The 24,096-nt window shown below is 48.7% G+C and carries 21 protein-coding genes; 8 read left to right on the forward strand and 13 right to left on the reverse strand.

Annotation, left to right across the window (positions count from 1 at the left end):
- Positions 1-359: 359 nt before the first annotated feature.
- The 10 genes from HC752_RS11525 to HC752_RS11570 all read right to left on the reverse strand — a co-directional run bounded on the left by HC752_RS11525 (position 360) and on the right by HC752_RS11570 (position 11,219).
- Entirely contained in the window at positions 360-1,898 is a 1,539-nt protein-coding gene (locus HC752_RS11525) for an aldehyde dehydrogenase (NADP(+)) (protein ID WP_190335270.1), read from the reverse strand.
- A gap of 46 nt (positions 1,899-1,944) precedes the next feature.
- A complete protein-coding gene (locus tag HC752_RS11530; protein ID WP_190335271.1) occupies positions 1,945-3,078 on the reverse strand; it encodes a fumarylacetoacetate hydrolase family protein in 1,134 nt (377 codons plus the stop codon).
- 11 nt (positions 3,079-3,089) lie between these two features.
- Positions 3,090-4,076 carry an SMP-30/gluconolactonase/LRE family protein gene (locus tag HC752_RS11535; RefSeq protein WP_190335272.1) on the reverse strand — a complete coding sequence of 329 codons (987 nt, stop codon included), beginning with the start codon at positions 4,074-4,076 and terminating at the stop codon, positions 3,090-3,092.
- A gap of 35 nt (positions 4,077-4,111) precedes the next feature.
- Entirely contained in the window at positions 4,112-5,338 is a 1,227-nt protein-coding gene (locus tag HC752_RS11540; RefSeq protein WP_190335273.1) for an enolase C-terminal domain-like protein, read from the reverse strand.
- Between the two features lie 11 nt (positions 5,339-5,349).
- Entirely contained in the window at positions 5,350-6,084 is a 735-nt protein-coding gene (locus HC752_RS11545) for an ATP-binding cassette domain-containing protein (RefSeq protein WP_190335274.1), read from the reverse strand.
- Positions 6,085-6,095: 11 nt separating this feature from the next.
- Entirely contained in the window at positions 6,096-7,061 is a 966-nt protein-coding gene (locus tag HC752_RS11550; RefSeq protein WP_190335275.1) for an ABC transporter permease, read from the reverse strand.
- Between the two features lie 53 nt (positions 7,062-7,114).
- Positions 7,115-8,161 (reverse strand): sugar ABC transporter substrate-binding protein, encoded by a 1,047-nt coding sequence (locus HC752_RS11555; RefSeq protein WP_190335276.1) that lies wholly within the window; start codon positions 8,159-8,161, stop codon positions 7,115-7,117.
- A 143-nt stretch (positions 8,162-8,304) separates the two neighbouring features.
- Complete coding sequence (locus HC752_RS11560; RefSeq protein ID WP_238930497.1) at positions 8,305-9,654, reverse strand: AGE family epimerase/isomerase; 1,350 nt, start codon at positions 9,652-9,654, stop codon at positions 8,305-8,307.
- Between the two features lie 27 nt (positions 9,655-9,681).
- Entirely contained in the window at positions 9,682-10,473 is a 792-nt protein-coding gene (locus HC752_RS11565) for an SDR family NAD(P)-dependent oxidoreductase (RefSeq protein WP_190335277.1), read from the reverse strand.
- A 62-nt stretch (positions 10,474-10,535) separates the two neighbouring features.
- Positions 10,536-11,219, reverse strand: coding sequence for a GntR family transcriptional regulator (locus HC752_RS11570; RefSeq protein ID WP_190335278.1), 684 nt, complete (start codon positions 11,217-11,219; stop codon positions 10,536-10,538).
- A gap of 450 nt (positions 11,220-11,669) precedes the next feature.
- On the opposite strand from HC752_RS11570, the gene HC752_RS11575 reads away from it, so the two are divergent.
- Positions 11,670-12,152, forward strand: a complete 483-nt coding sequence (locus HC752_RS11575) for an outer membrane beta-barrel protein (protein WP_190335279.1) — start codon at positions 11,670-11,672, stop codon at positions 12,150-12,152.
- Positions 12,153-12,254: 102 nt separating this feature from the next.
- Here HC752_RS11575 and ppsA read toward each other — a convergent pair whose 3' ends face one another.
- On the reverse strand, positions 12,255-14,615 hold the full coding sequence (gene ppsA, locus HC752_RS11580) for a phosphoenolpyruvate synthase (protein WP_190335280.1): 2,361 nt from the start codon (positions 14,613-14,615) through the stop codon (positions 12,255-12,257).
- Positions 14,616-14,875: 260 nt separating this feature from the next.
- On the opposite strand from ppsA, the gene ppsR reads away from it, so the two are divergent.
- Complete coding sequence (gene ppsR, locus HC752_RS11585) at positions 14,876-15,709, forward strand: posphoenolpyruvate synthetase regulatory kinase/phosphorylase PpsR (protein WP_190335281.1); 834 nt, start codon at positions 14,876-14,878, stop codon at positions 15,707-15,709.
- A gap of 186 nt (positions 15,710-15,895) precedes the next feature.
- Here ppsR and HC752_RS11590 read toward each other — a convergent pair whose 3' ends face one another.
- Both HC752_RS11590 and HC752_RS11595 read right to left on the reverse strand, forming a co-directional pair.
- Positions 15,896-16,210, reverse strand: a complete 315-nt coding sequence (locus tag HC752_RS11590; RefSeq protein ID WP_190335282.1) for a hypothetical protein — start codon at positions 16,208-16,210, stop codon at positions 15,896-15,898.
- A 469-nt stretch (positions 16,211-16,679) separates the two neighbouring features.
- A complete protein-coding gene (locus tag HC752_RS11595) occupies positions 16,680-17,603 on the reverse strand; it encodes a LysR family transcriptional regulator (RefSeq protein ID WP_190335283.1) in 924 nt (307 codons plus the stop codon).
- A 300-nt stretch (positions 17,604-17,903) separates the two neighbouring features.
- Here HC752_RS11595 and torT point away from each other — a divergent pair, with 300 nt between their 5' ends.
- The 6 genes from torT (at position 17,904) to HC752_RS11625 (ending at position 24,091) form a co-directional block, all read left to right on the forward strand.
- Positions 17,904-18,992, forward strand: coding sequence for a TMAO reductase system periplasmic protein TorT (gene torT, locus HC752_RS11600; protein ID WP_190335284.1), 1,089 nt, complete (start codon positions 17,904-17,906; stop codon positions 18,990-18,992).
- Positions 18,989-20,530, forward strand: a complete 1,542-nt coding sequence (locus tag HC752_RS11605; RefSeq protein WP_238930498.1) for a sugar ABC transporter ATP-binding protein — start codon at positions 18,989-18,991, stop codon at positions 20,528-20,530. Before torT ends, HC752_RS11605 begins: the two co-directional genes overlap by 4 nt.
- 76 nt (positions 20,531-20,606) lie before the next feature.
- Positions 20,607-21,593, forward strand: a complete 987-nt coding sequence (locus HC752_RS11610) for an ABC transporter permease (RefSeq protein ID WP_238930499.1) — start codon at positions 20,607-20,609, stop codon at positions 21,591-21,593.
- 29 nt (positions 21,594-21,622) lie between these two features.
- The gene (gene pxpA, locus HC752_RS11615; protein WP_238930500.1) at positions 21,623-22,429 is read left to right on the forward strand and encodes a 5-oxoprolinase subunit PxpA; all 807 of its coding nucleotides are present in this window, start codon (positions 21,623-21,625) and stop codon (positions 22,427-22,429) included.
- Positions 22,430-22,432: 3 nt separating this feature from the next.
- Positions 22,433-22,672 carry an acetyl-CoA carboxylase gene (locus HC752_RS11620; RefSeq protein WP_190335285.1) on the forward strand — a complete coding sequence of 80 codons (240 nt, stop codon included), beginning with the start codon at positions 22,433-22,435 and terminating at the stop codon, positions 22,670-22,672.
- Between the two features lie 27 nt (positions 22,673-22,699).
- Complete coding sequence (locus HC752_RS11625) at positions 22,700-24,091, forward strand: acetyl-CoA carboxylase biotin carboxylase subunit (protein ID WP_190335286.1); 1,392 nt, start codon at positions 22,700-22,702, stop codon at positions 24,089-24,091.
- The last annotated feature ends 5 nt before the right edge of the window (positions 24,092-24,096 follow it).

Consider the following 24,096-nt stretch of genomic DNA (forward strand, 5'->3'; position numbering starts at 1 on the left):
ATCAAAGCCGCACGTAACTTCGCCTTGTGACCAACACAAACTCCAACGAAAAAAGGGAAATTCAGATCATTCAAAATAGAGCTCACAAAAAGCCAACAAACCTAATCAACATTGAGGGACGGAGCTCTACCTAAGTAACCCCAAATGCTTAGGGATAAATTAAATGCAAAAGCTTCTAACTTGTCAGTTACATGATCAATTTGTGGTACATCGAAAATTCAGAATGAGAATAAATTCAAACGTGGTAATCATGAGGCATTCAGGCACAATGCCATCGTCAATATATGATTTCGCTTGGTTAAAACAAGAGGCCCGCTGCATGCGGGCTTTTTTTTATCCATTCTTACACCCAATCGGTCTTACAGCCAGTCAGGCGCATTTTGAAAACAAATCGGTCGTAACCATCGCTCTATAGCCGTTGAGCCTACGGAAGTGAATTGGCCATTGGTTGTGGCAGGAAAGGGCCCCCCATGAACCATCGACTGACACACCTCGACTCCGGTGGGGAAGCCATTAAAGATGATTCGACCAGCGATGTGCTCCGCTTGTGCTATCAACGGTTTGTGTATTTCGGGATCCTCTTCCGCATCCAGCCAAAATGTAACGGTTAGCTGACCTTCCATCGTGTGAAGAATCGCCAAAACCTCCGCTTCATCCTTGGCTACAACGACGAGTGTTGATGCCCCAAAAACTTCCGGCTGCCAATCATTCGGCGCGTTTAAGAATTGCTCTCCAGAAATGCGATATAACGCAGGTTCACATTGATTCTCTTTACCATTGACTTGCGAGCTCACACCACCTGTAGATCTCATGCCCGACTTTAACGCCGTGGCACCCAGTGACTCCAAGCGTTCTATTCCCGCATAGTAAGCCTCATAGATCCCTCTATTGAGCATGGTTTGAGCGGGTTGAGCGTGGGTGTTCATCGTTAACCTTTGTATAAACGGCTCGGTCTCATTTCCCTCACAAACAAGAATCAGCCCAGGATTAGTGCAAAATTGCCCAGCACCAAGGCACACCGAATCAGATAACCCTTTTGCTAACGATTCCGAGTGGTTAGCTAAGGATTTGGCAGAAAGAAAAACAGGGTTAACGCTGCTCATTTCCGCATAAACCGGAATGGGCACGTCGCGCCCCTGCGCCAAACGGTTTAACGCTAACCCACCTTGTTTCGAACCGGTGAACCCAACGCCTTTCACGGCTGGGTGAGTCACCAAATGACGACCAACGGTGTTCCCACTGCCATAAATCATACTGAAAACACCAGTAGGTATGTCGGTTTTCTGTGCCGCTTCCACGATGGCTGAAGCCGCAAAATAAGACAGATAAGGGTGCGAAGAATGCGCTTTAACAATCACAGGGCACCCAGCAGCCAATGCCGAAGCTGTATCGCCACCCGCAACAGAAAATGCCAAGGGAAAATTGCTGGCACCAAACACCGCCACCGATCCTATTGCGCGTTTCACTAAGCGTAAATCGGGCCTTGGGAGCGGCGTCCTGTCTGGCAGGGCTTCATCGTACCGTTCATCAAACGCATGCCCATTCGCCAGTAGGTTGGCAAACAGGTTAAGCTGACCAACGGTTCGCTGTAACTCTCCCTTTAGGCGCGCTTCTGGTAACCCAGTTTCGAGCGTACCGAATTGGACGATATCGGCTTCTCGGCTTAATAACCCTTCACCAATGGTACGCAAAAATTCACTTCGCGTGATGTTTGCACTGTTAGAGAATGCCATGCTCGCATTCCCTGCTTCTCTGCATGCCCTTTCCACTTGCGAAAGGCTCGCAGAGTGAAACGCTTGCGAAAGAGGGCGATTGTTGTTGGGGTTCGCGGCATAGATGGGCTCTCCTTCTCCGCTTTCCCACCCTCCTCCGATCACGATTTTTCCTAGGTTCACCATAAAGATTCATCCTTTTATCCAAACGCCGTTTTAGAGTCGGTTGACCCTAGTTTGACTGGTGAGTATTCAAATACCGATACAGCGCACGCACGCCAAACGTCCACGGTGGCAACTTTTCACAGTGATCGACCGTGTTTTGCAGCCGCCCTAAATGTTGAGAATGAATGCGCACGATATCGCCCACTTTATGGGTAAAGCCGCTTCCTTGTTCATCCCGATCTTGGATGGGTGCAAACATCGTCCCCAAAAACAGCGCAACGCCATCGGGGTATTGATGATGGTTGCCCATCAATTGGCTCACCAGCTGCTCGGGTGAACGGCTGATTTTTCCCATGTCGGACGATTCATGCAAAGAAAACCCATCGCTTCCTTCAATGGAAAGGTGAACAATTTCGCGTTCAATGTCTACGAGAGAAAACTCATCATCGAATACGCGAATTAATGGTCCAATCGAACACGACGCGTTGTTGTCTTTGGCTTTACCAAGCAAAAGCGCACTCCGCCCTTCGTAATCCCTAAGGTTGACATCGTTACCCAATGTTGCGCCCACAATGTTTCCCTTCGAGTTAACAGCCAGTACCACTTCGGGTTCTGGGTTATTCCAATACGACGTAGACAAAACCCCAATACGCGCCCCAAACCCCACACTCGACATCGGCTGCGCTTTGGTGAAAATTTCCGCGTCTGATCCTATCCCCACTTCCAAATATTGGCTCCACAACCCCTTTTCTTGCAGCAACAACTTCAATTGCATGGCTTGGTCACTGCCGGGGGTTACTTTGCCTAAATCGGTACCGATTGCGTCAATCAGCTCCTGCCGCAATACCGCGGCTTTTTGCGGATCGCCATCGGCGTTTTCTTCTATCACTCTCTCTAACATGCTGACGGCAAAGGTCACACCTGCGGCTTTGATTGCTTGCAAATCAAATGGTGCAAGCAAGCAGTATGGGGTGTCTGTGGATTCAGCCACGGTTTGCCATGAAGCTATCGGCGTCTTGTCCCAAGCCGTCAAAATAGACAAAAGCTGATCGCTATCGAGCAGTTCACTCACGGTGGAGGCGTAATGAGTGAGATCGTATACCTGCCCTTTCTTCACCAACACAACCAAAGGTCCACCAGCATCATCAGACCAAACTCTTCCGATCCATAACGCCTTATCATCGTTGGGAATGATTGTCATATCGTCTTCCTTTATAAATGGAGTTGGCTCAGCAGGTTATCGGCACAAGCAAAGGGGTATTCATATGCGCCGCCAACATGAGGTTTAAAACTCAAAACCGCCCCTTCCATTGGGTTTTGCTTCAACTGCTCTGGCGTTAACGTGAACTGCGCAGAGGTGATGTATAGCGTCTCTGCACGTTCACCGCCGAAGGTACAACTAGTTGGGTTCGTCACAGGTAAACGCACCACCGAATCAAGCAATCCATCCGGCGCAATCCGTATAATTTCTGCCCCGCCAAATCGGCAATTCCATAAGTACCCTTCGCTGTCGATACACGATCCATCCGGCACGCCATTGAGGTAATGCTCAAAGAAAACGCGTGGGTTGCTCACCGATCCCGTGTCTAATTCATAGTCGTACGCCCAAATCACGTTATTCATAGAATCGCCAAAGTAAAAGGTTTCTCTGTTTGGCGACCATGCCATGGTGTTGGTTAAACCGATATGGTACTCCGTCCAACGTTTAGCGAAGCCATCACCCAACACACTGAAGAGCGCACCGGACTCCCTGCCCATGGCTTTCCCACTACCATCTGGATGAAGATTCGTTTGCATCGACGACACCCAAAAGCGCCCCTTAGGGTCACATTTACCTTCATTAAGCCGATTTCCTTGCATTTGATCTGGCTGGCAAACAGGGGTGACTTTTCCGCTACGCCTGTCGACCAAACTGACGCCTTGTGCAAACGCCACAATAAGGTGCGAGCTGGATTGCTCGACCAATGCACAGGCGGTTGGGAAGTCTTGCGTCGGTACGCGAGTGCAATGGCCTTGTTGATCCATCGTAACCAGCGCCTTGTCAATAATATCCACGAAGATCAAGCTGCTTTCATCTGGGTGCCAAAGCGGGCTTTCGCCAACAGAAAAGCGTGCATCCGAAACGACACGGATATGGCTCGATTGTTCGTCGAGGACGCTGTGTTTATCAGAATCGCGGGGTGAGTTTGACGTGTCCATTTCACTCTCCTTATGACTTACGTCACCGAACGTGCTTAACCGTTCGGATCGGCCCATTGAGTATTTGGGGTATAGGCAAACCAATCGGGGCGCGACGGGTCTCTGTCGTAAAGGTAACCGCCCAGCTTCTTATACAGTTCCGCATAATGTTTCAGTTTGTCTTCATCCAGCTCAACCCCAAGCCCAGGCGTGGTCGGAACTTGTATTTTCCCATCTCGGTACGTCATCTTTCCGCCTTTGATCACATCATCAGTAAGATGGTGATAATGGGCGTCTGCCGCGTACGTTAACGTGGGTAAAACCGCGCCTAGGTGCAACATGGTTGCCAATTGAATACCCAGCTCACCAGACGAATGCACCGAAACGCTGGTTTGAAACGTTTCGCAAACATTGGCGGCTTTAATGCAATTGCGGATCCCTCCCCAAAAGGTGGTATCCAACAGAATGACATCCACAGCAGGGTCGCGCACATTCGTCGCAAGCTGCTCAAAATTAATGACGACTGTGTTGGTCGCATTTGGGATGTTTACGCGGTCTCTGACGGTTCTCATCCCATTCAGACCCCATGTTGGGTCTTCGTAGTAGTCGTTATTAAGATCTTCAATGTTACGACCAAACCAAATGGCTTCTTCGACCGAGAATGCCGCGTTGGGATCGTATCGCACTTTGTCTTCCGGCAACGAGTGCGCTAACGCGCGGAACAGCGCCAACTCATATTTCGGTGGAAAGACACCGCTCTTAAGCTTGTGGACCCGAAAACCGTACCGTTCCTTTAATTCACGTGCGTGCGCCAAGAGTTGCTCTTGCGTGCGCACCTCTCCATAACCTTCGTCATTGTTGAACCGGAAGAATAAGTAGCTCGCAAATTCCACTTCGTCTCTGACTTTACCTCCCAGCAAATCGTACACAGGAACACCAAGAAACTTTCCACAAATGTCCAAACAGGCAAATTCGATCGCCGCGTGATACTGCGTTCGGTTGTTGTATAAACTAGCGGTTGGGTTGCATATCTTCATACGCAGCGCTTCGAGCTCAAAAGGGTTATGCCCAAGCAAATATGACTTCAAGCCAACAATCATGGCCTCGGCGGACTCCCCGCCTCCCCCCATTTCCCCTAGCCCAACAAGACCAACATCGGTTTCTACCTGAACCACGGTTCGCACAAATCGCCCCCAATGGGCACCATTCGAATGACGTAATGGCGCTTCTAATGGCACCGTGATTGTCGTTGCTTTGATGTCGGTAATTTTTGGGTATTTCATGCTCATCCCCTTTAGCTTATTAGCCTAGTCATGTGTTCAACCGACGTATCCTCAATGGGAAGGTCTGCTGTTTTTTCTCCTCGCGCCATGGCGATAATACGGTCGGATACCTGAGACACATGGTGTAAATTGTGGCTGATAAAAATGCAGGTCACACCCTGATTTTTCAGCATTTGTATGTATTCCAAAACCTTATCCGTCTCTTTCACAGAGAGGTGATTGGTCGGTTCGTCTAAGATAAGAATTCGAGACCGAAAATAGATGGCTCTGGCTATTGCAACACCTTGCCGTTGCCCACCCGACAGTTCTTTTATCGGGCGATGTGGGTGTTCCAGATCCAAGCCAACATCTTTAATCGCTTTTACCGCTTCTTCCGCCATTTTGGATTCATTCAGCCACCCAAATCCTCTTGGCCCTTTTCGCCGCATTTCTCGACCGATAAACATGTTCCGAACAATCGACATTTCCGGCACCATGGCGGTGTATTGATAAATGGTTTCAATGCCTAAACTCATTGCGTGCCTCGGATTACGGATCGTCACCGGCTGTTCATCGATATAAATGTCACCGCTGCTTTGGGTATGAACACCAGACAGAATTTTGATCAGGGTCGATTTACCCGCTCCGTTATCGCCGATTAACCCAATAACTTCACCGCGCCCTATCGATAAGTTGACGTTCTGCAAGGCTTCTACACCCGCGTAGGATTTCGATATGTTGCGACATTCCAGTAAAGGAGATTCCATGTTTCCGCCTCCTATACTTTCATTTTGTCCGCCATGCGGCGGGTGTAGGCATTGAGAGCGACTGAGAAAACAATCATCGCGCCGACCGCAAACTTAAACCAGTTGGCGTCAATGCGATTAATGATGATGATGTTCTCTATGAAGGCGATCAGAAGTGCCCCAATAATGGCTCCCATCACCGTTCCTACCCCTCCAGTGAGGGCAGCACCACCGATAACAGCGGCGGCAATGGCGTGAAGTTCGAACCCTGTGCCCATAGTGGGAATGATCGCTTTAATCCGAAAACATTGGATGATGCCCGCAAAACCTGCGAGCACCGAACACAAAACAAACGCGCACGTTTTGACCAACGCCGTATTAATGCCCATGTCGTGCGCCGCTTGCGTATTGCCCCCAGTGGCGTAGATCCAGCTACCAAAGTCCGTTCTTCTCAACCACATCGACAACACAATCGCGAAGGCCACCAAATAGAAGATAGAGGCGCGTAAAAGATCCACACGCCCAACCAACCATGATGTATCCATATCCCGCGGAAATGGCGGTGGAAAACCTCCCGACATGACAATGGTCAGGCTGCGTATCATAAACAACATGCCCAGCGTGGTAATGAACGAAGGCAAACCGATTTTCAGCGTAATAAAGGAATTACACAGCCCCACCGCCGCCGCACCAATGAGCGCCACCACGATGGCCAGACCAACCGGAATGCCCGTTGCTAAGAGCAGCACCATGATCATGGGTGAAAAGGCGAAAACCGAGCCCACCGACAAATCGAACTCACCCGACACCATCAAAATGGTGACACCTATCGCTATCAGTGTGATTTCAGGAATCGGCTGCAAGATGATCATGAAATTGTTCAGCGTCAAAAAGTAAGGGTTGGACGCCGAAAAAATCGCTAACATGACCATCAACATTATGAAGGCGCTGACTTCTGGTCTTGAAAGAAAATCTTTAAGTTGTCTTCGCAGCTTCATTCTTGGTTCCTTGTGAATAGGGGCAGAACTGCCCCTTAATTCTTGTTCCATGGTTAGCGAACTCCCTGATCAATGAACTTCTCAAGAGCGGGGATATCTTTCTTGGTGATCAGCGCTTTGCCCGTGTTGACATCCCATGCACTTAAGCCGAATTTATTGATCAAATAGAGTTGGAGAATGGGCAGGTAACCTTGCAAATACGGTTGTTGGTCTACGGTTAAATGCACGTACCCTTTTTTCATTTCATCAATCAAAATGGGCACAAGATCAAAGCCCCCCATCAACACTTCGTTCGGCTTTTTACCCAAATCGCGTAAACATTCCCCTGCGCCTGCAAACCAAAAACCCGCTCCGATCACCGCATTGGTTTCTGGACGCCCCTGAATGTACTGGCATATTCTGGAGCCTGTAATCGATAAGTCGTTACCCGAATCAATCACATCAAAGGTGATTTTCCAGTCTGGGTTTTCTGCGTTTAATTCATTCAGGTACTTCTTCGCACCGCCAATGCGATCCTCTGCCCAGCTTTCCCCCGGCCTGGCAAGACCTAACAACACGTGCGCCGGTTTGCTTCGATCAAACTGTGCCGCCAACCCTTTCGCCACCTCGTAGCCAGCTTGAAACAAATCTTGCCCAACAAACGCTAACCGAGCATTGCCAAGCTCTCCTTGCGTGTCATCCACATTCGACACAATGACAGGAATGCCTTTATCGACGGCCCGTTGCAGCGCTTCATCGTACAAATTGTCATCAACCACAACCGTCACTATTCCGTCCACACCTTGGTTGGTTACGGTCTCAATGTTTTGAAGATGCATTTGGAGATTGCCATTTTCTTGCGTAAACAGCAGTTGGCAATCGGCTTTTAGCAAGGAACACGCATCGTCCATCCCGCGCTTAACCGTCTGCCAAAATGTGTTGTCGATCCCCGTTTGAGTCAGGTAGGTAAAACGCAGCGGCTTGTCCTTTTCAGCGGCGATACTGGGCGACGTAAATCCAAAAACGGTGGTGCTGAGAATGGCACTCAGCAATGCAATTTTTTTGCAGTTAAATTTTTTCCAGTAATGCTTTTCACAGTTAAACGCTTTGTATTTAAACATGGTTCTATTCCTTGTCCTTTTGAACAGAATTGCGTTTTAAAGACACGCCAAACCCGTGGCAGCTCTCGGTGAGAGCACCCTATTTTGGTTACAACGACCTCTCTTAGCGAAAGAACGCTGTCAGGCGTATATTCGGAACGCGGTTAAATTCGCTTTAAACTCTGCAGAACTTCAAAACATGCAGACAATGGGTGATAGTCCGTTTTGCTTGGTGGGCTTTTTAGGTTGTCGTATTTTTGGTTGTTGCGGTCGAGCAACCGAAACCAACCTCCGTAGGTATGATCAATAAAATGTCGGTCGGCAATGCCCCATAGCGTGTCGTACCATTGCCAATATGTGTTGTCGCCCGTTTCCACGGCAAGCGCCGCAGCGGCAGCGATGGTTTCTGCCACGACCCAATAGTATCGGTCGGTATCCACCACTTCGTTCTCTGGCGAGAAGGTGTAATTCATGCCTTCCGATTCCCCATCCCAACTCACTTGCGTCGCGACATCGAACAAATGAGCGGCTGTCGGAACCATCCAATCCTCTTTGTGGTAACGAGACAAGATAAGAAGCAATTTGGACCATTCGGTAAAATGCCCAGGTAAGTAGCCCCATGGTCTGAACAGATGCTTCGGGTCATCCAGATTGTATTCCCAATCGTGGCGCCAATCTTGGTCGTAATGCTCCCAGATCAACCCGTCGGAATGGCTCGCTAACTCCACGCAAATACGTTTCGCTAAGGTCACCGCTCGGTCGAGGAATCGTTGTTCTTTTGTGGCTTCATAGGCGCAAATCATGGCCTCGCACATGTGCATGTTGGCGTTTTGCCCTCGGTAAGGCGATATGTTGCTCCAGCTGCCTGCTAAGATCTCGTCGACATAGAGCTGCGCATCGTTATCCCAAAACCGCACTTCAAGCACATCCCAAATATCATTCAATAGCGTTCGACCACTGGGGGCATGGGCTTTGATGGACGCGGCGGCGGCAAGCAAAACAAAGGCGTGGCCATAGCAATGTCGCGTTCCATCCTCAACGTCTACCCCGTTCAAGACCCACGCATAACCGCCATCTTGTTGTTTGTGGTGCTCCAACAAAAAACGCACGCCATGCTCCGCCGCTTGCTGGTATTGCTTGTCGCCAGTCATGAGGTAAGCCAGAGCGTAATTGAAGGCAAAACGACACGTGCCAACAAGATGCTTGGTATCCATATCGAAGATAGAACCGTCATCCCTAAACTGGTTGATGTATCCGCCGCGCTTGATATCCAAACAATCAGGGTGATAAAAGTCCACAATGCTTTGAATGTGCGACTTCAGAAATGATTCGGATCGGTAGTTGATGCCCATACTCTTGGTTTCCTTATTTCGGCAATGCGTTTTCAAGCGGTACGTGTCTTCCAGTACATTTTCAAAAGCAATACGCAGTGCACTTTCAAAAACAATACGCAGTGCACTTTCAAAAGCAATACGCTGTACATTTTCAAACGCAATACACTGTAAATTTTCCAACGCAATACGCTTATGTCAGTCGCGCGCTTATTCCGGCAATATTATGGGAATTTGGCTCATGATTCCGCCGTCTACCCGAATGTCGGCGCCCGTCATAAATGAACACTTGCCTTGCGCAATAAACAACGCGAGCTCGGCCAATTCACGGGGTTCAGCCACCCTGCCTAATGGGTGGGCGTGACCCCAAGACTCCAGGATTTGCTCTTTCGACTGCTCGCCTTTCCATAAATCGGCAGCCCAGTGCAACATAGGGGTGTTGACCGACGCCGGACACAAGGCATTAACGGTGATGCGATCGGCGGCGCAATCCAATGCCATAGACCGTGTGAGCTGTAAAATCGCGCCTTTGGAGGCGGCGTAAGCTGCCACGCCGGTTTGCGATGCATAAGACTGAATAGAAGCAATGTTAATGATCGCCCCTTTGCCTTGTTTGCGAATTTCGGGAATCGCGTATTTGCAGGTGTGAAATACCCCATTTAGGTTCACGCTGAGGACTTCATTCCACAGTTCTACGCTGGTTTCCACTACGTCACCATAGCGTTGTATCCCCGCGGAATTGATCACCACATCAAGGCGTTCAAACGTGTGCACCACCTTTTCTACGCCCGCTTTAACCTCTTTCGCCTGACTGACGTCTAAGACGATACCCAAGAGATTTTCGCCATTCCCATGGTCCGACAACGTGGACTCACAAGACGCTGAGTCGTTACAGAAAAAAGCCACCTTGTAGCCCGCTTCGATGAATCTATCCACCATGGCACGCCCTATTCCTTTAGAGCCACCGGTGACCAGCACAACGTTGTTGTTTTCGCTTTTCATCACTCACTCCTCGTCCTTGATGATGCAGTAATGGCTGAGAAAAATGCGCCCGTTCAAAGCGCTTACTGAGAAAAATAGTCTGGAAACTGTTTTTGAATCACATCCAAATCTGGGAAGACATGAGCAATGTGGTCTAACATCGCGTTTCTCGCCGCCGGTGCATTGCCCACCAAAATGGCATGAACAATTTGCCGATGCTCGTCAATCAAGTCCGTTAATATCGTGCTACGACTCATTAAAATCAGCTTTCGAATGCGATCCATATGAAACTTAGAATCCAAAATAATGGGCCACACCAACGGTTTACCTGCGCATTCACAAATCAATTGATGCATGCGTTCATCCGAGTTGTAAAACATCCCTGAGTTCTTGGTTCTTGCCGCAATTTCTTGCTCATTCAAACAGGTTTGCAAATTGAGTTGATCCAGCTCGCTGGTGCTTGCTTTTGCTGCCAATTGCGCCAAATCGCCTTCCAATGTTCTTCTTACGTAATACGCGGTTTCAAACAGGGCTACCCGAATTGGGGCAACCATCAACTGACGCCTAGACGCGTTATCTATCAGCCTTTCTGTGGTTAGCCTAGCCACGGCTTCACGAACGGGAGTCCGGCTCATTTCCAGCTTATCCGCCAGCATTTGCTCCGATAGTGGTTGATGCGGCAGAAGCTTCATTTCAAGAATCATGGCTCGTATCACCCGATACGCTTGCTCGGAAGCCGTCAAGTAATCATAACGGTGATTTCGCATTGGATTCTCTCTGTCAAATTGATGCTCATCTGGATACCGTGTATACACTGCATACATTTGATCGATATTTAACCACTCAACATCGGATTTGTAGGAATATTGGAGTGTGATCACAAGATTGGCAGAGGATATATGAACTCAGTAGAACTCATTGCTGAGCATGTACATTCATATTGTGTATTGAAAAAAAGCGGGAAGTGACAGAGTACGAATGCAGGATCCTCATCGCCTCTACTTGGGTGTAATGATTAACGTTGATATAAATGCTAAGTGTACTACGCTGAAAGATTAGGCCATCCAAACGTCCTCTTTACTAACGAGCACAATGGTTTACAAAAAATTGGGAAGTACTGAATTTTCAAATGAGCGCTTGAACATTCTTACAACGGTTCTATCGAATACTTTGAAACTCAGAATTTTCTCGATTCCTCTAACACAAGGAGATATCTGATGAAAGCAATATGGTCGGCATGTGTAGCCTTATCTTTTTCCGTTGCCCCAATGGTTGTTCAGGGTCAGCAGTACTTCTCTCTAGGATATGCCTCTTCAGCGACAAAAGAACAAGGCAGAGAAGCTGGGTACACTCTCAATTACGGGCATAATTATTCAGACACATTTGGAGGGTTGTTGGTATCCAATGAATGGCAATTGGCTTCAATCGGTAAACAGCGCGCATATACGACACAAAGCATTGCCAATAACACCCGACTCACTTTACCGATTACAAGCAATGTGAACCTTTCATTTCTTGTTGGTATCAATTATTTCCTTCAAAAAAGCCCAGAAGATACAGAGAACAAGTTTGGTTTTTCTTATGGCGGAGACTTAGGAATTCAATTGTCGGATAATATTTCTATAGTGGCGGGGTATAAGATTTACGAAGCGAAATCCAACATCTCCTCCGTATATTCCGAAATACAATATTGGTTTTAAACGCTTACCCAACTCCTGACATCAAAGAAGCCCACTCTTATTGGAATCAAGAATAAAACCAGAATAAAGAGTAAAACGTAGGCTTCTTTGTATACAGTCGTTCTATTTCCCGAGGTGTAACCAGGTTTCCAGCACGGTATCTGGGTTCAGTGAAACGGAGTCAATCCCCTGTTCCATTAACCATTGTGCAAGATCATCGTGATCCGATGGTCCTTGCCCACAAATGCCCACATATTTACCCGCTTTGTTCGCTGCCTGAATCGCCATCGAGAGCATGGCTTTTACCGCTTCGTTACGCTCGTCAAACAGATGGGCAATTTCACCGGAATCTCTATCTAGCCCTAGCGTTAGCTGAGTCATATCGTTCGAACCAATCGAGAAGCCGTCGAAGTACTTCAAGAAGCTATCGGCCAACACGGCATTGGATGGCAATTCGCACATCATAATGACTTTTAAACCTTGGTCGCCACGGCGTAAATCGTGCTTCGCGAGCAAGTCAATCACCGATGCCGCTTCACTGACGGTGCGAACGAATGGAATCATGATTTCCACGTTTTTCAGCCCCATCTTGCCACGGACACGTTTCATGGCTTCACATTCCAGTGCGAAACAGTCTTCGAACTTCTCGGAAATGTAACGAGACGCACCACGGAAACCAAGCATTGGGTTTTCTTCAGTGGGTTCGTAGCGAACCCCCCCCACAAGGTTACGATACTCGTTCGATTTGAAATCCGACATACGTACAATCACACGTTTTGGCCAGAACGCCGCAGCGAGTGTCGAAATGCCTTCGGTGAGTTTCTCAATGTAAAACTCGACCGGATTAGCATAGCCCGCAATGCGGCGGTCGATTTCAGCTTTCACTTCCGTAGGCTGATCGTCGTAATTCAATAGCGCTTTCGGGTGGATGCCTATCATCTTGTTGATGATGAATTCCAAGCGTGCCAAACCGACGCCTTCATTTGGAATGGTGGCAAAATCAAACGCACGGTCTGGATTCCCCACGTTCATCATGATTTTTAGCGGCAGTTCCGGTAAATCGTCTACCGATGAACGGCGGATTTCGAAATCCAGCTCACCTTCATACACATAGCCCGTTTCGCCTTGCGAACACGATACCGTTACTTGAGTGCCGTTTTGGAGTCGCTCTGTCGCGTTGCCACAGCCCACAACGGCTGGAATGCCCAATTCACGGGCAATGATCGCCGCATGGCACGTCCGTCCGCCACGGTTGGTGACGATCGCCGCTGCTTTTTTCATCACCGGTTCCCAATCTGGATCCGTCATGTCGGCAACGAGTACATCGCCTGCTTGCACCTGATCCATCTCGTCAAGAGAGTCCACCACGCGCACCACACCCGAGCCAATTCGCTGACCAATCGCCCGGCCTTCAATCAAGGCTTCGGATTGTTGGTTTAAGTGGAATCGCTCCATCACGTTTTTATCGTCACGTGAGCGCACAGTTTCGGGGCGTGCTTGAACGATCAAGAGCTCCCCTGTTACGCCATCTTTCGCCCACTCGATATCCATCGGGCGACCGTAGTGCTTTTCAATGATCAGAGCTTGTTGCGCCAACGCCTGAATTTCATCATCGTTCAACGAGAAAGAGGTTCTTTCTTCCACCGTGGTGTCGATGATGTCGACTTGAGTCCCCAGTTTAGAACCTTCCGCGTAGACCATCTTGATCAACTTCGAACCCAGTGTGCGCCTTACAACCGAGTGGTGACCCGCCTGTAAGCTTGGCTTATGCACGTAAAATTCATCTGGGTTGACGCTGCCTTGCACCACCATTTCACCCAATCCCCATGAAGAGGTGATGAACACAACTTGGTCGAAGCCCGATTCGGTGTCCAAAGTAAACATTACGCCAGACGACGCTTTGTCGGAACGAACCATGCGTTGGATACCCGCAGACAAGGCGACGCCTTTGTGGTCGAAACCTTGGTGTACGCGATACGAGATAGCACGGTCGTTAAATAAGGAAGCAAAAACGTGTTTCGTCGCTTCAATAACCGCATCGATACCACGTACGTTTAGAAATGTTTCTTGCTGACCCGCAAAAGAAGCGTCTGGCAAATCTTCCGCCGTAGCAGAAGAACGAACAGCAACCGACAGCATGTCGTCGCCTTCACCAAGCTCCGCATAACACTGGCGGATATCCGCTTCCAGTTCAGGGGTAAATGGATGCTCAAGCACCCAATTTCGAATGGTTTCTCCGGTTGATTTCAGTGCTTGAACGTCATCAACATCGAGTTTTTCCAGCAGGGCATAAATACGCTCATTCAGTCCACCGGATTCGAGGAACTGGTTAAACGCAAAAGAGGTGGTGGCATAACCGTTAGGGACTTTCACACCTGCGTTAGCAAGGTTTGCGACCATTTCACCGAGTGAAGCGTTTTTACCACCAACTTTATCAACATCATTCATTGATAAAGCGTCATACCAAACAACATTTTGTTGCATGGGATACTCTCCTTGTTATTGGATCTGTAGGGTTTTATGGGCTAAATACATGCAAACGATTGGCTGAGGATGAAAAAATTTTTCTGGCAGCGTCACACTTACGGGTATCGATCCCCTGTAATGTAAATATATACCCTTAATCTTATCGGCACCGACTTACGTCACTAGGCTCTTAGGTATAGGTATAAATTCACTCAGGTATAGTTATATTTTTATTATGAAACCCACCCTACAAATTTATTTTAAGGATTCAACTTTTTATGCAGTGCAAAACTAGTTTTCGTGATGTGTTTTATATTTCAGACGGTACTGCCATCACCTCCGAGACCATGGGGCACGCGGTTTTAGGACAATTTTCTATCGAAACACGGCAGACAACCCTCCCTTTTGTCGAAAATATTGAACGGGCTGAATATGTTAAAGGGTTGATAAACAAAGCCTTTGAAGAGACAGGCAACAAGCCTTTGGTGTTCTTTTCCATCGTTGTGCCAGAGGTCAAGCAGGTTATCGAGCAGGCCACTGCACAGTTCTACGATGTCCTTCAGTCCTTAGTTGAACCGCTGAGTAAAGACCTTGGGCTCGAGCCGAAACCCAAACTGCAACGATCTCACAGCATCAGCAAAGACGTGGGTAGCTACATGGACAGGATCGCTGCAATTGAGTACACACTCGCTCATGATGACGGCATTTCACTAAACAATCTCGACCAAGCCGACATCATTTTGCTGGGTGTTTCGCGCTGTGGGAAGACGCCGACCAGCCTCTATTTGGCGATGCAATTTGGAATTCGCGCCGTGAATTATCCTTTCATCGAAGAGGATATGGGGCGGTTAAAACTGCCATCGAGCATCGAACCTTATCGATATAAAACATTTGGTCTAACCATCGAACCCGAACGGCTGCACGCCATTCGAGAAGGAAGAATGGCCAACAGTGAATACGCCAGCCATGATCAATGCGAGAAGGAGCTCAATACGGTGGAATCGCTGTTCCGCAGAGAAGCGATCCCCTACCTGAACACCACCTCCCTATCGGTTGAAGAAATTGCAACCCGCTTGCTGGATATGAGTGGGCTGCAAAGACAGATGTGTTGATACGATGAGGGGATACTGTGTCAATACCCATAGGTAACGACTTTGCGTCGCAACGCATTCATTAACGGGGCAATGCGTTCTTTCGACCAACAGTTGCGCATGAGCCCATTGTGATGGAAACACTCTCAGCCTTTTTCTACCTGCTCTCGCCTTAAGAAAACCGCGCAGGCAGCGCCCCCTTATTTGTTAGGCATTACTGTATGGGCTATGAATGTTGTGTGGGCTATGAATACTGTTATTTTTCCAGTCCACGTTATTGGCTAACTGCATAATTTTATCGGATAGTGCTTTCGCCTCTTCGTCGGAATCCAACTTGCCTCGATAAACATACACATCAGGAAAGCAAACTATTGAGAGTTTAATCCCCTCAAAACTACAAATGGATGTATCTATTCTTAAATCCATGGTGAGCTTTCGTTGCTCATCCGTTTCTGAGTCCAATGCAATAGCAAAAAATTGGCCATTGTTTTCGACCTCTACAACATCATCAAAAAATTTCATTTTAATTTACCTAAATTAGTGAATAACACGGATACTTAACGGATGACTTGGCACTCCCTACCCGAGGATCGGTCACACTCACACGACACCGATTAACGCTTGAGGCACTACCGATTAACGCTTGAGGCATTATGTCTAATGGCGCTGACTTGGCTGTATCGCTGAGCGAAAAATCATTTGACTGTCTATCTATGTCGTCGCGCACACTAACTAACAGACATGCCATTCTTCATCGACTTATCTCTTACCCTAACCCATTGACCAAATTAGCAAATTTACCACCCGTGCGTATAGGCTTAGAAGCGTGTGGCGACTCGCATTATTAGGCAAAAACACGGAAAGAATAAAGCTTAGCGCGCGCATAATAACCTCTGCACTTGGGGTCTGTTTTAGTACTTCAAGGTACGTTCAACATGGGGCAATCACTTAACGTCATGCCTGAAAATCGGGGGGCTTCTGTTAACCGATCTTAAAACCGATTCATCAAATCTTGATTCGGTGACACCGACATTTCCATAAATTCGCAGAACGCCGCCACCGCCGTAGTGCGCTCTTTTTTCCTAGACCACACTAACCCCACCTCCATATCCGGTACATGATCCGCCAGCGGTCTCACCTCGACTCGCCGCCCTTCCAGCGACCAAGGGCGATACACCATGTCGGAGAGAATGGTAACGCCATAATCGTTGGCCACTAAGCTCCGCACGGACTCCACTGAAGAGGTGCGAAAGATGGTATTGGGCTGGTAAGGCGTTTGGTTCCAATAGCGCTGTGCGGTGTTGCTGGCTTCATCCACGGTCAGCATGATGTAGGGGTATTGAGCAATATCGTGAAACGTCGCGAGCTTGTTTTCCAACAATGGGTGGCTAGAACTGACCCAAAGCCTACGAGGCGAACTGAGCAACGTTTGAAAACTGATGTCTTCTTGATTCATCAGGTTGGACGTCAGCATAAATGCCAAATCGAAATCACCCGACACCACCCCTTCTTCAATTTCGCTCCGAGTCGCTTCCACCAGCTTCACCTCCACTTTAGGGTAGCTGCGCGAGAAACGCGTGAGATAAGGGGGAACAAAATACCCTGCCACGGTGTAAGACATCGCCAGTTTGATCACCCCTTGCACTTGGTTGGAACTGCGGTGCGAAAGCAGCATGGCTTCTTCGATTTCTTTCACAATGTGCGTGGCATGTTGATAGAACTGGTTCCCTTCATACGTCAGCAACATGCCATGAGGTTGTCTGATAAACAGGTTAACGTTCAGCATCTCTTCCAATGACTTTATTGCCGTCGTAATCGCAGACTGAGAAACGTGCATGGCATTCGCGGCTTGAGAGACCTGCCCCGAATCGGCGGTCGCGATAAAATAGCGTATTTGCTTCATGGTTGGCTGCATTTCTGTTTTCCTTAACCCATCTATTAATAAATTAGATACCACGACACGCCTTTACCCAGTGCATCTTCAAGTAAACCATCATTTAACAACTATAATTCAATAAGTTAAATGGATTTCATTTCTTTAAATCACACATGGCTTAGGTATCTATTTTTCAGATAATGCTTCACGGCATTCCATATTTTACATATCAACGCTGCAATTTTAACCTGTTATTAACAATTGAAACAACCGCCGAAACGGATTCATCACGGCGAACACCACTCGTTAAACAACGTTCGAATAACAGGGAGAAGAACGATGAAACGAAACACCTCAAATGCAGCATGGTTTACGCTAACCGCAATACTTGCCGCGTATTACAGCCCAAACATCAACGCAAAAGATTGGTATCCATATACCGTGGATGTGTGGACAACCCCCTTCGATATGGCAAGTGATCGCGAAGTGATGAAGTACCAGCCCGTCGAAAAAGCCGAAAAACCATGGGATATCTGCGTGTCTTTCCCTCATCTTAAAGACGCCTACTGGACGGCAGTGAACTACGGTGTGGTTGCGGAAGCCAAACGTTCAGGCGTTGGCATGCAGCTAGTTGAAGCGGGCGGCTATACCAATTTAAATACCCAGATATCGCAAATCGAAGACTGCGTGGCTTCAGGAGCGGATGCGGTCGTGATTGGCGCTATCTCTTATGAAGGTTTGAACAACCTGGTTAAGAACATTGCTAAATCGGGTATCCCTGTTATCGATATCGTTAACGGGATGTCTTCACCGGATTTGTCGGCCAAGTCTTTGGTGTCGTTCGGTGAAATGGGATCCAAAATCGGACAGTATTTAAGAGAGCTCCACAAGAATAGTTCAGAAAAAGTCAAAGTGGGTTGGTTTCCTGGTCCGCCAGGAGCGGGTTGGGTAGAGGCCGGAAACAAAGGATTTCAGTCGGCGATTCAAGGCTCCAACATTGAGGTCGTTGAAACCAAATACGGCGACACGGGTAAAGAAGTTCAACTCAAACTGGTGGAAGACACGCTAGAAGCGTACCCCAATCTGGATTACATCGTCGGCACCGCCGTCACTGCGGAAGCCGCCACCAGTTTACTTCGTTCACGTGGGCTTACCGATCAAGTCAAAGTCCTTTCGTATTACTTCACTCCCGGTGTTTACCAAGGCATTAAGCGCAAGCTCATCCTAGCGGCACCAACCGATTCTGCCGTGATTCAAGGGCGGATCGCGATAGACCAAGCCATTCGAATCCTAGAAGGCAAACCCTACACCAAGCACGTCGGTCCGCAACTTTATGTTATTGACGCGACGACGGTTGATAACTTCGATAGAGACAGTTCGCTGGCACCCAATAACTTTAAACCGACGTTTTCGGTGAAACCTCAATGATGATAGGTTCAAATCCCATCCTCTCCATGCGCGGGATACACAAACAGTATCCCGGCGTTAAGGCGCTAGACAATGTGGACTTCACATTGGAGGCTGGCGAAGTGCACGTATTATTTGGTGAAAATGGGGCAGGTAAATCGACGCTGATTTCGATTATCTCAGGCGCAAACCAACGCACGGCTGGAGAAATGCAATTCCACAATGAGGAGGTGTATTTCAAAAACGTGTTCGATGCTCGTCAAAAAGGGATCAGCGCGGTTTTCCAAGAATTCTCGTTGGTCGACACCCTAACCGTCGCACAAAACCTTTTTCTGGGGGAGGAACCCATGAAATCGGGTCTGCTCGATAACCAAACCTTGCAATACAAAGCGCAAGCATTACTCGACACCATGGGCTTTCAGCTGAACCCAAATTCGCCTGTCGGTGAATTATCGCGGGCAGAAAAGCAAATGGTCGAAATAGCCAAAGCGCTGCGGGGAGAACTGGCGGTACTGATTCTCGATGAGCCCACCGCCTCGCTAACTCACCAAGAAACGGAGCAGCTTTTTCGACTCGTTGAGCAAATCAAACAGCAAGGCGTCGGCATTATTTATATCTCGCACCGCATGGCGGAAATTCGCCGCATCGCTGATCGCATTACCGTGCTCAGAGATGGGCGTTACGTGGGCACCAAGGCTTGTGAGCAGGTCGATGAAAAAGAGCTGATCACCATGATGACAGGGCGAGTCATGGATCAGGTTTACCCCGACATCCCCTATTCCCCTCAAAATACGATCTTGGAAGTGCAGAACTTATCAAGCCGCAATAACGCCATACAAGACCTTTCTTTCTACGCGAGAGAAGGAGAAGTAATCGGCTTTGCTGGGCTGGTTGGTTGCGGGAAATCAGAAGCGCTCAGAGCCTGTTTTGGGTTAGAACCCATTCAATCCGGTAAGGTGATTTTTCAGGGTGACAATGTCACGCGCTTATCGACTCGCGACATGCTGGATCGGGGTTTCTTTTACAACTCCCGAGACAGAAAAGCCGAAGGGTTGGTGATGATTCGCAGTTGCCGAGAAAACATCAGCTTAGCGGCCATTCATACCCCCTCTTATTCTGGTACAACGGGCGCATTAAGCTTGAACCATGAGCGCCAGCAAGCCTCAACGCTAGCCGATAAATTGAAGCTTTACCCCATGCAAATCGAGCGAGATGTCGGGCAATTCAGTGGGGGAAACCAGCAAAAAGTGTTGTTGGCGAAATGTCTCACTCGTGATGTGTCTTTGTACGTGTTTGATGAGCCCACCGTCGGAGTGGATGTCGGGACACGAGCAGAGATCTATCGGTTCATCGCAAGCTTATGTGAGCAAGGCGCGGCGGTGGTGATCATTTCTTCCGATCTACCGGAAGTCGTCAACCTTTCTCATCGCTTATACATCATGCGACAAGGACGAATTGAAGCGCATTTACAGGGCGAAGACATCACCGAAGCCAATGCGCTTGCTCACTTCTTTGAATCCATGGAATCCCACAATGAGGCACTCTGCAATGAACAGTGAACCCATTAAGGCAAATCACTCGGCTTCTAAACTCGACACGCCAAAATCAAGCGATTCGCCGTCAAAAGGAAACGCAATGAATCGGATAAAACACCTATTTGTCAAAATTGGGGTGCTGCCCATCTTAATGGTGATTGCAGTCACCATCTTCGCGACGGCATCGGACAATTTTCTGACTGCACGAAACTTGCTCAACCTTCTGCGCCAATCTTCTTACCTCATTATGGTGGCGATAGGTCAAATGTTTGTGTTGCTAACGGCGGGTTTCGACCTGTCCGTCGGCACCATTATTGCCCTCTCTTCGGTTGTCGGCGCGACCACGATGGCAGCCGTGTACGCCTCCTTTCCTGACGCCATTTACCTTGCCATCTTACTCGGTGTGCTCGCGGGTGTTGGGGTTGGGCTGGTCGTTGGGTTCATCAATGGTGTGGGCGTCGCACATTTTCAAGTGTCCCCGTTTGTGATGACACTGGGTATCTCCTCTGTTGGCTTTGGTGTCGCCCTTTATATGACTGGCGGCTCTCCTGTTTACGGCATGCCCGTCGAGTATGGCAACACCTTCGGGTTTGGCAGCCTACTAGGAATACCCACACCGATTTTAGCCGCGCTCATCATGACCATTGCCGCCGTCATTGTGGTGAATCGAACCCGTCTCGGGCGCTATTTCTACGCCGTCGGTGGCAACATTCACGCCGCGCAGCTTTCCGGAATCAACACTCACAAAACCTTGATGATGGCTTACCTACTTTGCGCGTTGTTCGCGGCATTAGCGGGCATGTTGATTACCGCAAGGCTGGATACGGGCGAGGCCAACATTGGGGCGGCCATGCCTTTAGAGTCCATCGCCGCTTGTGTGATTGCCGGTGTCAGCTTGCGGGGCGGTGTTGGACGTGTCGAGCATGTCGTTTTGGGTGCCATTTTTATTAGCTTGGTTCAAAACGGCATGAACTTAACGCGTGTCGAATCTTACTTGCAAACCGTAGTCATCGGCGCCTTGCTGATCTTCGCGGTGATTATCGACCAAATTCGTATTCGAATGCGAGCCAATTTAGGCGCGCACTAACCCCTTCAACATCATAAACAGGTATCAATATGCTCAATATAAACAGCATGATCAATATAAACAGCGATATGGGAGAAGGGTTTGGCATCTACACACTGGGTGATGATGAAGCACTGATGCCCTACATCACCGAAGCCAATGTTGCTTGTGGTTTTCATGCTTCAGACCCAAACCATATGAAGCGCACGGTAGAGCTTGCTAAGCACTATGGTGTCAAGGTAGGGGCGCACTTTTCATTGCCTGACCTTCAAGGTTTTGGCCGTCGAAGAATGCACCTTAGCCAAGCCGAATTACACAACATGATCGTGTATCAAATCGGTGCGCTAAAAGGCTTTCTGGATATGTTGGATATGCCACTCAATCACCTAAAGCCGCACGGGGTGCTCTACGGTATGGCGGCCTCCGATCCAGAAATCGCCGAAACCATTGCCAATATCGCGTTGCATTACCAAGTCCCTGTATTTGGTTTAACGGGCACCTGCCACGAGCAAATATACAAAAGTAAGGGTGTGGGCTTCGTCGCCGAGTTTTTCACCGACCTAGACTATGATCAGCATGGGCACTTGGTGATCACTCAAACTCACGAAGCAACCGATCCGAACTATGCGGCCAAACGAGTGAAAAAAGCCGTAGAGCAAGGAAAGGTAACAGCAACAAATGGAGATGAGATTCCCGTGGTTGCCCAAACCGTTTGTGTACATTCAGACACCCCAAACGCACTGGACATTGTCAAAGCAGTTAATACAACGCTTTCGAAGCACCTACCTTCGCGAACCGCTGCTTTTGCAAACCCAAAGCAATTATCCACTGATGGATCGTCAATCTTCAAGGAGTGAACCATGTCAGACAAAGAAATCATTTGCCCACTGCCGGGCGTGTTCTACCGCTCTTCAGCACCTGAGCAACCTTATTACAAACAAGCTGGAGACAGCATTGCTCCCGGCGATGTGATTGGCTTAGTGGAAGTCATGAAGTCGTTCCACGAAATCAAAGCCGAAGTGTCGGGCGTCATTGATGACTTTTTGTTGGAAAACGAAACCCCCGTAAACGCTGGTCAGCCTATCGTTCGGCTCAAGTAACGCACGGAATGTACACAAGGAATTGTTATGACTATTCAAACTCTTCTCATTGCCAACCGCGGTGAAATTGCGGTGCGGATCATCCGTGCTGCCAAGGAAATGGGCATACGAACCATTCAGGTATACAGCGAAGCCGACAGCGGGTCTCTTGCGGTTAAACTGGCAGACGCGGCCATTTGCATTGGTGCCCCGATAGCAAACCAAAGTTATCTGGATGGCGACAAAATCATCCAAGCTGCTATCGATTCCAACGCCGACGCGATCCACCCTGGCTATGGGTTTCTGTCGGAAAATGCCGATTTCTCGGATAGAGTGCGTCAAGCCGGGTTGATTTTCATCGGTCCTGATGGCAACACCATGCGAAAAATGGCGGATAAAGCCGTCGCTCGGGAAACCGCGATGGCAGCGGGCGTGCCTGTTGTTCCGGGCAGCGCCCCTTCCACCAACCCAGACGCCGCATTGCAGCGCGCTAAGGAGATCGGGTTTCCCGTCATGATAAAAGCCTCGGCAGGCGGTGGCGGACGAGGTATTCGCGTGATCGAAAAGGCCGATGATTTCCTCGACCAGTATCACCAGGCGTCGGCAGAAGCAAAGTCGGCCTTTGGTGACGGCACGTTGTATTTAGAAAAGTTCATTCAGCAGGCTCGGCATGTTGAGGTTCAAATTCTAGCAGATGGAAACAAAGCGATTCATCTATTTGAACGTGAATGCTCGTTGCAACGTCGCCGCCAGAAAGTCTGGGAAGAAGCGCCCTGCTTTGTTCTCCCTACCTCGGTTAGAGAAGCCATGTGTCAGTCCGCGGTGTCGTTAGCAGAGAGCGTTCACTATCAGGGTGCAGGCACCATTGAATACCTCTATGACGACGAGACGGAAGCCTTCTACTTTATCGAAATGAATACACGCATACAGGTAGAGCACCCCATTACCGAGTGCATTACTGGCGTCGATTTGATTCGCGAGATGATTCTGATTGCATCGGGTCAGCCACTGGCGTTCCAACAAACTGATATTGAAATGCGCGGTCATGCCATTGAAATTCGCCTGAATGCAGAAGACCCGTTTAATGGGTTCTTACCTTATCCCGGCATCATCAGCCAGTTTACTCCCCCTATGGGAGCAGGGGTTCGATTTGATGGGCTGATTTACTCCGGATATGCGATTCCGCCTTATTACGATTCTCTCCTTGGCAAGCTGATCGTATGGGATAACACCCGTGAAAACGCCATCAAACGCATGGCAAGAGCACTGGATGAATTAGAGGTCGTGGGGGTTAAAACCACCCAGCCGCTGTTTCAACAGCTCTGTAAGGACAACGAATTACTCACCGGACAGTTCAACACAGCGTGGCTAGAACGCTGGTTAGAGAACGTGTCCCAGTCTCAAACGAGCAAGGAAAGCACCTACTCTCAGGCATCTTAAGGAAA

Source organism: Vibrio sp. S9_S30 (genome assembly GCF_014694455.1).
Lineage (GTDB): Bacteria > Pseudomonadota > Gammaproteobacteria > Enterobacterales > Vibrionaceae > Vibrio.